Raw genomic sequence first — 12,455 nt, 5'->3', positions numbered from 1 at the left:
GTGAGCGAATCGTTCATCGCATGCAGGGCGCGCATCAGGTCACCGATTTCGTCGCGCGAGGCCGGGCCGAATTCGGTGGTCAGATCGCCGCTGGCGACCGTGCCGGCCACCGCCACGGCAGCTTTCAAGGGCACCGTGATCGAGCGCGTGATCAGGAAGGCGCACGCGGCGCCGGTCAGCACCGCCAGGGTGCCGAGCACGAACAGCAGCGTGACGGTGCGGCTGCTGGCTTGTTCGATCTGCACGGCGGTACTGTCGATCTCCTTGCGCTGCATGGCGAGCATGGCCTGGATGCTGTTCTGGTACGCGCTCGCGGCCGGCAGGAAGGTGCCGTTGAAAGCCTGTTCGGTGGCGGCGCTGTCGCCCGCCTTCTTGGCGGCCATGACCGTTTCCTTGGCTTTCTGATAGACGGCGCGGTTGGCCTGGATGGCCTTCACGGTCGCCTTTTCCTCGTCCGTGGTCAGCAGGGGCTCGATCTGCTTCATGATCTCGGTGTTGCGCTTGACGCTATCGGCGATGGCGGCCGCAAACGTGGTCGAGAGGGTTTCGTCGCTGCTGCGCGCGATCAGGCTGGTGCGCACGATGGCCGAATAGGTCATCACATACCAGTCCGACATCATGCGTTCCTTGGCCAGGGGCTGCGCCATCATGCGTTCCGTGGCGCTGGCGGTGTCGCGTGCGGCCAGCATGGCGTAGCTGGTGGAGATAATGGACAGAACCAGCACGATGGCGAAACCGATCGCAAGACGCGAACCGATGCGTACATTGGGGAACATGATGTTTTCCTGATAGTTGAGGAGTTAATAATGCCGAGTGGCAATTATCCTCTTCTGCAAGAAAGACATCCAGCTAACGTTTTTAAATGACTAATTCGCGTGCTTCATGTTGTTTATCGGCAACGAAAAACGCACGACCGGTCATGTTTATGTCCGATTTTGCTGATTTTTAGCCAAGTTACTTGGCTTTTATGTATCGTCTATGTTGTTTTTGTTATGCATTTAGACAATGGCCTTGCAGTCAAGCCGCCAACTTCAAGCGCTGCGCCGCTGCGGCGTGGCCCAGGCGCGGCGTTGCTGCCGACGTCCCCAACTTGAAGCCGGCAGCCACATCGGCAAGGCGCGCCGCCTGTTCTTCCAGGCTCCCGGCGGCGGCCGCCGCTTCTTCCACCAGCGCCGCATTCTGCTGCGTCACCTGGTCCATCTGCGCAATCGCTTCGTTGACCTGATCGATGCCGACGCGCTGCTCGTTACTGGCGGCCGTAATCTCGGACATGATGTCGGTCACGCGCGCCACGCTGTCGACTACCTCGCCGATTGTGGTGCCGGCTTCCTGCACCAGGCGCGTGCCGTTGCTCACCTGCGCCACCGAGTCGCCGATCAGGCCCTTGATTTCCTTCGCCGCACCGGCCGAGCGCTGCGCCAGCGTGCGCACTTCGGACGCCACCACCGCAAAGCCGCGACCCTGCTCGCCGGCGCGCGCCGCTTCCACCGCCGCATTCAGTGCCAGGATATTGGTCTGGAAGGCGATCCCGTCGATCACGCCGATGATGTCGACGATCTTGCGCGACGACGCTTCGATCGAGCCCATGGTATCGACCACCTGGCTGACGATGGCGCCGCCCTTGCGCGCCACTTGCGAGGCGGCCAGCGCGAGCTGGTTGGCCTGCTGCGCGTTGTCGGCGTTCTGGCGCACGGTCGACGTCAGTTCTTCCATCGAGGCGGCGGTTTCTTCCAGCGAGCTGGCTTGCTGTTCGGTGCGCGCCGACAGATCCAGGTTGCCGGCGGCGATTTCGGTCGAGCCGATGGCGATCGCATTGGTCCCGCTCTGCACCTCCGACACCACCCGCGTGAGCGAGGTGTTCATGGCCTCCAGGGCGCGCATCAGGTCACCGATTTCGTCGCGTGACGCGTGGCCGAATTCGGTGGTCAGATCGCCGCTGGCGACCGTGCCGGCCACCGCCACGGCAGCTTTCAAGGGCACCGTGATCGAGCGCGTGATCAGGAAGGCGCACGCGGCGCCGGTCAGCACGGCCAGGGTGCCGAGCACCAGCAGCAGCGTGATGGTGCGGGTATTGGCGCGGTCGATGACGACGGCGATATCGTCGATCGACTTGCGCTGCATGACCAGCATCGATTGCAGGGTGTTCTGGTAAGCGTCGGCCGCCGGCATGAAGCTATCGTTGAACAGCTTCACCGCCTCCTCGGCATTGCCGGCCTTCTTGGCGTTCATGACCTTGTCCTTGGCCGCCTGATAGGCCGCGCGCTGCGTCGTGATCGACTTCATGGTCGCTATTTCATCGGGGCTCACGAGCAGCGGTTCGAGTTTCTTGATCAATTCCGTGGTGCGCTTGACGCTGTCGGAGATGGTCGTCGCGAAGGTGCTCGACAAGGTATTGTCGTTACTGCGCGCGATCAGCGCGGTGCGCGCGATCGCAGCGTACGTGTTGCCATACCAATCGGAGATCAGGCGTTCCTTGGCCAGCGGCTCGGCCATCATGCGCTCGGTGGCAAGCGCGTTGTCGCGCGCGGCCATGATGGCGTACGCGGTCGACACCAGCGAGAGTACCAGCACGATGGCAAAGCTGAGGGCAAGGCGTGAACCGATGCGGATGTCAGAGAACATGACGTTTTCCTTCCGATGATGGGGGGGACAATGCTGAACCCCGATTATCCACCTGTAATGACACGCCGGACGGTCGATAACTTGCAGATAGCCAATTACATGGGGTGGATTGTTGTTAGTACGTAACAGTGCTTGCCAGCCGGGCTGGACGGTGGCTTGATGGATGGCAGGCTGCGGCGTCGTGTGGCGGTGCGCTTACTGGATCATTTTCTGGACGACGACCGACATGCCCTTGACCACCTCGGCCATGCTGGCGTAATCGAGCTTGTCAGGGGTATCGGCGCTGGTGTGATAGTGCGGATAGCGCATGGTGGCGGTATCGGTGATCATCACCGCGGCGTAGCCTTCCAGATTGTAGGAAGTGTGATCGGACCAGGTGACGCCTCTTACGAACGCCGGTGCCGCCAGACCCTCGGCGGGAAAGGTGGAAGCGTCGCGCAAGCCCGACACGGTCCTGCGCACCAGTCCCATCGAGCCCAGGGTGCCGACGACGGCGATGAAATTGCCCTGGTTAGGGTAGAAGGCGGAGATTCCGGGTGGGTAGTACTGGCTGTCCTTCGCGTTGGAATAGTAGCCGATGGTCTCGAGGATCAGTGCCGCTTCGACCTTCATCCCGCGCGCCTTGAGCGCTTTGGCGTGGCGGCGGCTACCCATGCCGGGGCCGTTGAAATAGGGCGGCTCCTCGTTGACGAACAGGACGAATTTGAGCTCGTTGCCGGGGGCGGGAACGGTGCCCTTGAACATGCGCGCCATTTCGAGCACGCCGGCGGTGCCGCTGCCGTTGTCGTTCGCGCCTGGGGTGCCGGGTGCGGAATCGTAGTGCGCGCCGACGATATAGATGCGCTCCGGCTGCTTGCCGGGTTGGACATTGGCGATCGACACCTCCAGGTTGCGCACCTTGTGTCCGTCGAAAACATACTCGTCGCGCCGCACCTTATAGCCTTGGGCGGCGAGGGTGGCTTCGATATACAGCGCGGCTTTTTCGAGTTCGGCGGGGGTGCCGGTATTGTGCTCGGCGGAGGCGATCGCGCGCACATGTCCGGACAAGCGTGCAGGCAAGTCCGCTTGCGGCGCGGCGCCCGCGCTCACAGAAAGCATGAACGCAGCAGCGATCGCAGTGGTGTTAAGCAGCGTGTTCATATTGATTCCATTTAGCACCGCCGGTGTCAGGTCTGACATTCGGACACGGCCTAAGCTGTGCAGCAGCCGAGCTCGTGTCCGAATGTCAGACCTGACACCGGCGGGGCGGGGGTTATTGGGGCGCGGTCCAGCCGCCGCCGAGCACGCGGTAGAGGGTGACCTGATTTTGCAAGCGCTGCAGGTTGGCCTGCACCGCCGACTGTTCGGCGCTAAACAGCGAGCGCTGGGCGTCGAGCAGGTCGAGGTAGCTGGACGCACCGTTGCGGTAGCGCAGGTCCGACAGCTTGAAGCGCTCGGCCTCGGCGTCGGCCACCGCGCGCTGCGCCCGCAATTGCTCGCCGAAGGTGGCCTGGCCCGCCAGCGCATCCGACACTTCCCGGAAGGCCGTCTGCACCGATTTTTCGTACTGCGCCACAGCGATGTCGCGCCCGGCCTTGGCGCTGCCCAGGTTGGCGCTGTTGCGGCCGTAGTCGAAGATCGGCAGCACCATCTGCGGCGCAAAGGTCCAGCCGTACGAGCCGCCCTTGAACAAACCACTCAACTCGTCGCTGGCGCTGCCCGCATTGCCAGTGAGCGTAATGCGCGGGAAAAAGGCCGCGCGGGCGGCGCCGATATTGGCGTTGGCGGCGATCAGTTGCTGCTCGGCGGCGCGGATGTCCGGGCGCACCGCCAACAGGTCCGACGGCAGCCCGGCAGGCAGTTCGCTCAGCGACATCGCCGCCAGCGTGGTGCTGGTATCCGGCCCGGCCGGCAAAGTCTGGCCGACCAGCAGCGTGAGCAGATTCAAGTCCTGCGCGCGCTGGCGCTGTTGCTGCGCCAGTACCACGCGGGCGCTGTCGACCAGCGACAGTCCCTGTTGCAGGTCGAGTTTGGACACCACGCCATTGTCGTATTTCAGCTGGATCAGCTTGAGCGACTCTTCGCGCGCGGACAAGGTTTTTTGCGTGAGTCCGAGCAGTTCTTCATCGGCCAGCAAACTCAGATACGCATTCGCGACCGAGGCCACCAGGCTGATATGCGTACTTTTGCGCGCTTCTTCGCTGGCCAGGTATTGCGCCAGGCCGGCGTCGCTCAGGCTGTGCACGCGGCCGAACAGATCGAGCTCGAACGAACTGACGCCAATGCCGGCCGTGTACAGGCTGGTGATGCTGTCATCCGGTCCCGGCGAGCGGTTGCCGGCCACGCTCAGGTTGAGCGAGGGCAGGCGGTCGGCGCGGCGGATCTGGTACTGCGCGCGCGCCTGTTCGATGTTCAGGATCGCCACGCGCAGGTCGCGGTTGTTGGTCAGCGCCAGTTCGATCAACTGCTTCAGGCGCGCATCGGCAAAGAAGCGCTGCCAGGCGATGCTCGATGCCGCTTCGCTGCTGGTGCCCGCCAGCGGCGGCGGCTGCCCGAAGGCTGGCGCAGGGAAGGCGGGAGCAACCGGCGCGGCCGGACGCTCGTACTTGGGCGCCATCGATGTGCAGCCGGCCAATACCAGCGCGAGCGCCAGGGGAGTAAGTCGTGTCATCAAATCAGTCATGTTTTACCTCTGCGATCGGCGCGGCGCCGTCTTCGTGCGCGTATTTCCTGCGCTGACGCTCGCTGCCCTTGAATAGTTTGCGCACCACCACGAAGAACACCGGGATGAAGAACACGCCCAGTGCCGTCGCGGTGATCATGCCGCCGGCCACGCCGGTACCGATGGCGCGCTGGCTGGCCGAGCCGGCGCCGCTGGCGATCACCAGCGGCATCACGCCGAGGATGAAGGCGAACGACGTCATGAGAATCGGACGGAAGCGCAGGTGGCACGCTTCGATGGCCGCTTCGACCACGCCTTTGCCCTGCGCTTGCAAGTCCTTGGCGAATTCGATAATCAGCACCGCGTTCTTCGCGCCCAGTCCAATGATGGTGATCAGGCCGACCTTGAAGTACACGTCGTTCGGGAAGCCTCGGCTGCCCGCCGCCAGCAGCGCGCCCAGCACGCCGAGCGGCACCACCAGCAGCACCGACACCGGAATCGACCAGCTTTCGTACAGCGCGGCCAGGGCCAGGAACACCGCCAGCAGGGCGAAGCCGAGCAGGATGAAGACGGTCGAACCGGAGAGCTGTTCTTCGCGCGACTGGCCGGTCCATTCGAAGCCGAAGCCCGCTGGCAGTTCGGACGCAATGCGTTCCATTTCGGCCAGCGCTTCACCGGTGCTGCGGCCCGGCGCGGCGTCGCCGGCGATCCGCATGGTCGGGTAGCCGTTGTAGCGCACCGTCTGCATCGGGCCGGTGATCCAGCGCGTGGTGGCGAACGACGACAGCGGCACTTGCTGGCCCTTGTTGTTAACGGCGTTCAGTTTGAGCAGGTCTTCCGGCTGCATGCGGTCCTTGGCGTCGGCTTGCACCACCACGCGCTGCAGGCGGCCGGCGTTCGGGAAGTCGTTCACGTACGAGGAACCGAGCGAGGTCGAAATCGCGGTGTTGATGGCATCAAAAGTAACGCCTTGCGCATTGGCCTTGTCGCGGTCGATGTCGAGCTGCACCTGCGGCGCATCTTCCAGGCCTTCCGGACGCACGCCGGCAAGAATAGGGCTCTTGCTGGCCGCGCCGAGCACCTGGCCGCGCGCCGCCAGCAGCGCTTCGCGTCCCAGTCCGCCACGGTCCTGCAGGCGGAACGAGAAGCCGGTGCTGCTGCCCAGTTCAGGAATCGGCGGCGGGCTGATGGCGAAGATGAAGGCGTCGCGCACGCGGCTCATGCGGCCCGAAATGCGGCCCGCCACGTCGCTGGCGCTATGGCCCGCGCCGCCGCGCTCTTTCCAGTTCTTGAGCGTGATGAAGCCGAGCGCCATGTTCTGGCCCGAACCCGAGAAGCTGAAACCCTGCACGCCGACCATGCTGGCGACTTCGGGCTGCTTGAGGATGAAGTCTTCGGCCTCGCGCAGCGCCTTGCCGGTGCGTTCCAGGGTGGCGCCAGGCGGCAGCTGGAAGTTGGCGATGATGTAGCCCTGGTCTTCGTTCGGCAGGAAGGAGTTCGGCAGGCGCACGAACAGCAGGCCCACCACGGCGACCAGCGCGACGAACACGATCATCGAGCGGCCGGTGTGGCGCAAGGTGGTGGCGACCCAGCCTTCGTACTTCTTGGCGGTGCGCGTGAAACCACGGTTGAACCAGCCGAAGAAACCGGTCTTGGCGTGATGGTGGCCGGCTTCCACAGGCTTGAGGAAGTGGGCGCACATGGCCGGCGTGAGCGAGAGCGCCATGAAGGCCGAGAAGATGATCGAGGTGACCATCACCGCCGAGAACTGGCGGTAGATGTTACCGACCGCGCCGGCGAAGAAGGCCAGCGGCACGAACACCGACACCAGCACCACGGTCACGCCGATGATGGCGCCCGAAATCTGGCCCATCGCCTTGCGCGTCGCTTCGAGCGGCGGCAAGCCTTCTTCGCTCATGATGCGCTCGACGTTTTCGACCACCACGATGGCGTCATCGACGACGATACCGATCACCAGCACCATGCCGAACATGGTGAGCACGTTGATCGAAAAGCCCATCGCCAGCAAGCAGGCCAGCGACCCAAGCAGCGCCACCGGCACCACGATGGTGGGAATGAGGGTGTAGCGGAAGTTTTGCAGGAACAGGTACATCACCAGGAACACCAGCACGACCGCTTCGACCAGGGTTTCCAGCACTTGCTTGATCGAGATCTCGACGAACGCCGAGCTGTCGAACGGCACCGCGTATTTCATCCCGGGCGGGAAGTACTTGGACAGTTCGGTCATGCGCGCGCGCACCAGCTTGGCCGTTTCCAGCGCATTGCCGCTCGGTGCCAGCTGGATGCCGATACCGGTCGACGGCTTGCCGTTCAGGCGGGCCGACGTGGAGTAGCTCTGGCCGCCGATTTCGATACGCGCCACTTCCTTCAGGCGCACGGTGGAACCGTCCGGATTGGCGCGCAGGATGATATTGCCGAACTGTTCGACGTTGGCCAGCTGGCCGGTAACGACCACGGTGGCGGTAATGGCTTGTCCGCCGATGTTCGGCAGGTCGCCGATGGTGCCCGAGGCCACTTGCGCATTCTGGGTGCGGATGGCGTTGTTGACGTCGGCCGGCGACAGGTTGAAGCCGACCAGCTTGGCCGGATCGATCCAGATGCGCATGGCTTTTTCGGTACCGAACAACTGGGCCTGGCCGACGCCGCGGATACGCTGGATTTCGGGCAGCACGGTGCGCGAGGCGTAGTCGCCGAGCGCGATCGGGTCCCATTTCGGATCGTCCGACGAGAGGATGGTAAACAGCAGGAAGTTCGAACGCGCTTTATCGACGCGCACGCCCTGCTGCACCACCGCCTGCGGCAGGCGCGGGGTGGCGCGGCCGAGGCGGTTCTGCACGTCGACCTGGGCCAGGTCGGCATTGGTGCCGGTTTCGAAGCTGAGCGTGATGGTGCCGGTGCCGTTGGCCTGGCTGTTCGATTCCATGTAGATCAGGCCGGGCGAACCGTTCATCTCGCGTTCGATCACGCTGATGACGCTGTCCTCCAGGGTCTGGGCCGACGCACCCGGGTAGCTGGTGGTGACCACGATCGCCGGCGGAGCGACGGTCGGGTACTGGGCGATCGGCAGCTGGGTGATCGCCACCGCGCCGACAACCATGATGAATAATGCGATCACCCACGCAAAAATGGGGCGGTCAATAAAGAAACGAGCCATGAAGTAGTCCTGATTGTATGTTTAACGTCCGCCGGCCGGCGCGGCGCTGGCCGCGGGCGCAGCGGCGGCAGGAGCGGCAGGAGCGGCACCGGCGGCAGGCGTGGCCGGCGCGGTACCGGCGGCAGCCGGTGCGCCACCTGCGGCTGGCGTAGCGGTAGGCGTCCACGGCACCGGCTTGACCGTCATGCCGGGCACCTGCATTTTCTGGAAGCCGTCGACGACCACTTGTTCGCCCGGCTTGATGCCTTCGAGGACGATCCATTTGCCGTTCTGCTGCGACGCCACCTTGATCGGACGCGGACCCGGTTTGCCGTCCGGCCCGACGATGATGACCGTGTCGCCCTGGCTGCCGCGCGTGACGGCTTGCTGGGGAATGAGCATCCCGGCCGGCAGTTCGGCCTGCGACAGGCGCACGCGCACGTACTGGCCCGGCAGCAGCATGCCGTCCTGGTTCGCCACTTCGGCGCGCAGGGTGACCTGGCCCGAGGTCGGGTCGACGCTCACGTCGGAAAACAGCAGCTTGCCCTTGTTGGGCAGTTCGGAGCCGTCTTCCATGATGATCGATACCGGCAGCGATCCGGCGTTGCGCACCGTGAGCTTGGCCGATTTGCGCAGGCGTTGCAGGTCGGTGGCCGACTGGGTGAAGTTGACGTAGACATTATTGGTTTGCTGGATCAGGGCCAGCTGGGTCGCTTCGGTGGCGCTGACCAGCGCACCTTCGGTGACCAGGGCGCGGCCGATGCGTCCGGCGATCGGCGCGGTGACCCTGGTGTAGCCGTTGTTGATCTGGGCGATCTGCACCGCCGCCTTGGCGGCTGCCACGTCAGCCTCGGCCTGCTTCTGGGTGGCGACGACGTTGATGTATTCCTGCTTGCTGACCGCGTTCGCTTCCACCAGCGGCTTGTAGCGCGCGGCCTGGGCGGCGGCCTGGGTCAGGTTGGCCTGGGCCTTGCCGAGGGTGGCCTGGGCGCTCAGGAGCGAGGCGGCGTACGAGGCCGGGTCGATCTGGAACAGTTCCTGGCCGGCCTTGACTTCGCTCCCCTCTGTAAACAAGCGCTTGAGCACCACGCCGTTCACGCGCGCGCGCACCTGGGCCACGCGGATCGGTTCGACACGGCCCGGCAATTCGGTTTGCAGGGCGACCGGCTCGAACTTGGCCGTGACCACACCCACTTCCGGCGGCGGGCGCTGGGCACCGGCACCTGGCGCTGCGTCTTTCTTGTCGCCGCAGGCCGATAACAAAGCCAGCGCAGCGAGGGTGCAGGCGGCGATCCGGGTCAGGGACGGGGAAGGGGGGAGGGTGTGGCGCATTACGTGTGCATCCTTTAAGTAGGCGACAAGCTGTCCTTACACCCACTAGAGGGGTGTAATTACAAAGTTCATCGCGGGCTTCTTGATTTTGGAATATACTAACATGACTGTATGTTTAACGTTTGACAGCCCCTGAAAGGGATAAGTTGCATGGTCCGCAGGACAAAGGAAGATGCGCTGGCAACGCGCGACAGCATCATGGACGCGGCCGAGCAGTTGTTCATCGAGCGGGGTGTGTCGGGAACGAGCTTGCAGCATATTGCCAGCGCGGCCGGCGTGACGCGCGGTGCGATTTACTGGCATTTTGAAGACAAGGGCGCGCTGTTCAACGCCATGATGGAGCGCGCCACCATGCCGCTCGAAGCGGCGATGCAGACGCTCGACGCCGCGGCCGGCAAGGATCCGCTCGGGCATTTGCGCAGCTATGCGCTGTGCGTGTTCGACCTGACCATCAACGATCCGAAGGCGCGCCGGGTGTTCGAGATTGCCACGCTCAAGCTGGAATATGTGGGCGAGTTGTCGGCGATTCGCGAGCGGCGCCTGCAGCATCGCGAGTTTTTCCTGGCCAGCGCCGAGCGGATCGTGAAGGAAGGGATCGCGCATGGCCGCTTAAAAGACACGGTCAAGCCGAAAGCGGCGGCGCTGGGATTGTTCATCCTGATCGAGGGACTGGTGCGCGGCTGGCTGATCATGCCGGATTTTAATCTGGAGCAGCTGGGTGCGGAAATCGTCGATACGCATCTTGATTCTCTCCGCGCCTGAAAGGCGCCACGTCGTCCGGCAGTGCGCGGACGACGTGGCGGTAGTGATTAACGCATCCCGGTAATGATCTGTTTCAGCTTGCCCGAATCGGCGCAGAACGCGCGAATTCCTTCGGCCAGCTTTTCGGTCGCCATCGCATCTTCATTCATCATGAAGCGGAAGGTCTTTTCGTCGATCGCCACCTTCTCGATCGACACCGTGCCCGCGCCCGGCGTGAGCTTGCGCTCGACCGGCTCGTTGCTGTCGGCCAGTTTTTGCAGCAGTTCCGGGCTGATGGTCAGCAGGTCGCAACCGGCCAGTTCGAGGATTTGCGAGGTGTTGCGGAAGCTCGCGCCCATCACTTCGGTGGTGTAGCCGAACTTGCGGTAGTAGTTGTAAATGCGCTTGACCGACTGCACGCCCGGATCTTCCGCACCGGTGTACTCAAGGTCGTTGGCTTTCTTGAACCAGTCGTAGATGCGGCCGACGAACGGTGAAATGAGCTGCGCGCCCGCTTCGGCGCAAGCGATGGCCTGGGCCAGCGAAAACAGCAGGGTCATATTGCAGCGGATGCCTTCCTGCTGCAGGATCTCGGCGGCGCGGATGCCTTCCCAGGTCGAGGCGATCTTGATCAGGACGCGCTCGCGGCCGGCGCCGGCTTCTTCGTACAGGGCGATCAGTTCGCGGCCCTTGGCGACGGTCGCTTCGGTATCGAACGACAGGCGCGCATCGATCTCGGTGGAGACGCGGCCCGGAATGATCTTGAGGATTTCCATGCCGAAGTCGACCAGCACGCGGTCGATTACATCGCCGGTGGACAGGTCCGGGAAGTCGCGCACGGCTTTTTCGAGCAGGGGTTTGTATTCGGGCTTTTGCACCGCCTTGAGGATCAGCGACGGATTGGTGGTCGCGTCGCGCGGCGTGTACTGTTTGATCGACTGAAAATCGCCGGTGTCGGCAACGACCTTGGTGAATTGCTTGAGTTGTTCGAGTTGGTTCATGGTTGCGCTAACGGGTAAGTAGATCAAACCTTATTGTACAACCATGTACAGCCTTGTCTATCCGATAAAGGAATCGAATTGCATGTCGAATTCCTGCAACGCCTTCTGCGCGTTCTGCATCTTCTTCCTGAACTCCGGCCCGCGCTGCAGGGCCAGCCCCACCGCCAGCACGTCGATCACCACCAGATAGGCCAGGCGCGCCGAAATCGGCGTGTACGGGTCGATGTTGAACACCAGGTCGATCGGGATCAGCACCGTGGCCATGTCGGCCAGCGGGGTGCCCGATGGCGCCAGCACGATCACATCGGCCCCGCCACGGCGCGCCAGCTTGGCCGAGCGCACCAGCGCCGAGTTGTTGCCGCGCTGGGAAATGGCCACCACCGCGTCGCCCGCATGCAGCAGCGAGGCGGCGATGCTGTGAATGGCCGGGTCGGCGTAGGCTACCGTCGGCACACCGGAGCGGAAGAATTTGTGCTGGGCGTCGGTGGCGACGATGCCCGACGTGCCCTGGCCGTAGAACTCGATCTTTTTCGCGCGCGACAAAATGTCGAGCGCGCGCTGGACCGCTTCGGGATTGAGGTTGTTGCGCAGGTCGAGCAGGGTGTTGATGGAACGGCTGCAAATCTTGTTGACCAGATCCGCCGCCAGGTCGTCCTGGGTCGGCTGCTCGTTGGCGCCGGGCAGGGCAAGGGCCAGGCCCTGGGCGAGTTTGAGCTTGAACTCGTGCCAGCCGTCGTAACCGAGCGTGCGGCAAAAGCGCACCACGGTCGGCTCGGACACCTGGGCGCTCTTGGCCAGCGCGGTGATGTTCTGGCTGACCGTGGCCGATGGCTGGTCGAGCACCGCCAGCGCGACTTTTTTCTCCGATTTGGAGAGCGAGTCGAGCTGGGTGCGGATGGAGTCAAGTAACACGGGCGTCAGTCTTCCGGCAATGGTGGAGCAGGGGTTTCGCGGTGCATTGCAC

Annotated in this window: 9 protein-coding genes; 1 reads left to right on the top strand and 8 read right to left on the bottom strand. The window is 63.8% G+C overall.

Annotated features, from left to right (window positions below; all coding sequences use genetic code 11):
• The 6 genes from F2P45_RS30750 to F2P45_RS30725 form a co-directional block, all read right to left on the bottom strand.
• A partial coding sequence (locus F2P45_RS30750; protein WP_166882025.1) for an MCP four helix bundle domain-containing protein occupies positions 1–776 on the bottom strand: 776 nt, incomplete at its 3' end.
• A gap of 241 nt (positions 777–1,017) precedes the next feature.
• Positions 1,018–2,622, bottom strand: a complete 1,605-nt coding sequence (locus F2P45_RS30745) for a methyl-accepting chemotaxis protein (protein WP_166882024.1) — start codon at positions 2,620–2,622, stop codon at positions 1,018–1,020.
• A 195-nt stretch (positions 2,623–2,817) separates the two neighbouring features.
• Entirely contained in the window at positions 2,818–3,762 is a 945-nt protein-coding gene (locus F2P45_RS30740; RefSeq protein ID WP_166882023.1) for a M28 family peptidase, read from the bottom strand.
• 112 nt (positions 3,763–3,874) lie between these two features.
• A complete protein-coding gene (locus tag F2P45_RS30735; protein WP_166882022.1) occupies positions 3,875–5,272 on the bottom strand; it encodes an efflux transporter outer membrane subunit in 1,398 nt (465 codons plus the stop codon).
• Between the two features lie 4 nt (positions 5,273–5,276).
• Positions 5,277–8,438 (bottom strand): efflux RND transporter permease subunit, encoded by a 3,162-nt coding sequence (locus F2P45_RS30730; RefSeq protein WP_166882021.1) that lies wholly within the window; start codon positions 8,436–8,438, stop codon positions 5,277–5,279.
• Positions 8,439–8,459: 21 nt separating this feature from the next.
• Positions 8,460–9,749, bottom strand: a complete 1,290-nt coding sequence (locus F2P45_RS30725; protein ID WP_166882020.1) for an efflux RND transporter periplasmic adaptor subunit — start codon at positions 9,747–9,749, stop codon at positions 8,460–8,462.
• A gap of 150 nt (positions 9,750–9,899) precedes the next feature.
• Here F2P45_RS30725 and F2P45_RS30720 point away from each other — a divergent pair, with 150 nt between their 5' ends.
• Complete coding sequence (locus F2P45_RS30720) at positions 9,900–10,511, top strand: TetR family transcriptional regulator (RefSeq protein WP_166882019.1); 612 nt, start codon at positions 9,900–9,902, stop codon at positions 10,509–10,511.
• 47 nt (positions 10,512–10,558) lie between these two features.
• Here the strand turns inward: F2P45_RS30720 and tal are convergent, their stop codons facing one another.
• Together tal and F2P45_RS30710 are read right to left on the bottom strand one after the other, a co-directional pair.
• Complete coding sequence (gene tal, locus F2P45_RS30715) at positions 10,559–11,491, bottom strand: transaldolase (protein ID WP_166882018.1); 933 nt, start codon at positions 11,489–11,491, stop codon at positions 10,559–10,561.
• Between the two features lie 57 nt (positions 11,492–11,548).
• The gene (locus F2P45_RS30710; protein ID WP_126073995.1) at positions 11,549–12,403 is read right to left on the bottom strand and encodes an SIS domain-containing protein; all 855 of its coding nucleotides are present in this window, start codon (positions 12,401–12,403) and stop codon (positions 11,549–11,551) included.
• Positions 12,404–12,455 lie beyond the last annotated feature (52 nt).

Source organism: Massilia mucilaginosa (assembly GCF_011682145.1).
GTDB lineage: Bacteria > Pseudomonadota > Gammaproteobacteria > Burkholderiales > Burkholderiaceae_D > Telluria_A > Telluria_A mucilaginosa.
This window is presented reverse-complemented; position numbering and strand designations above follow the sequence as displayed.

Bases quoted from the DNA above. Each gene is read 5' to 3' on its own strand.
- F2P45_RS30745 (WP_166882024.1), bottom strand. From the start codon at position 2,622: ATGTTCTCTGACATCCGCATCGGTTCACGCCTTGCCCTCAGCTTTGCC.
- F2P45_RS30740 (WP_166882023.1), bottom strand. From the start codon at position 3,762: ATGAACACGCTGCTTAACACCACTGCGATCGCTGCTGCGTTCATGCTT.
- F2P45_RS30735 (WP_166882022.1), bottom strand. From the start codon at position 5,272: ATGACACGACTTACTCCCCTGGCGCTCGCGCTGGTATTGGCCGGCTGC.
- F2P45_RS30730 (WP_166882021.1), bottom strand. From the start codon at position 8,438: ATGGCTCGTTTCTTTATTGACCGCCCCATTTTTGCGTGGGTGATCGCA.
- F2P45_RS30725 (WP_166882020.1), bottom strand. From the start codon at position 9,749: ATGCGCCACACCCTCCCCCCTTCCCCGTCCCTGACCCGGATCGCCGCC.
- F2P45_RS30720 (WP_166882019.1), top strand. From the start codon at position 9,900: ATGGTCCGCAGGACAAAGGAAGATGCGCTGGCAACGCGCGACAGCATC.
- tal (WP_166882018.1), bottom strand. From the start codon at position 11,491: ATGAACCAACTCGAACAACTCAAGCAATTCACCAAGGTCGTTGCCGAC.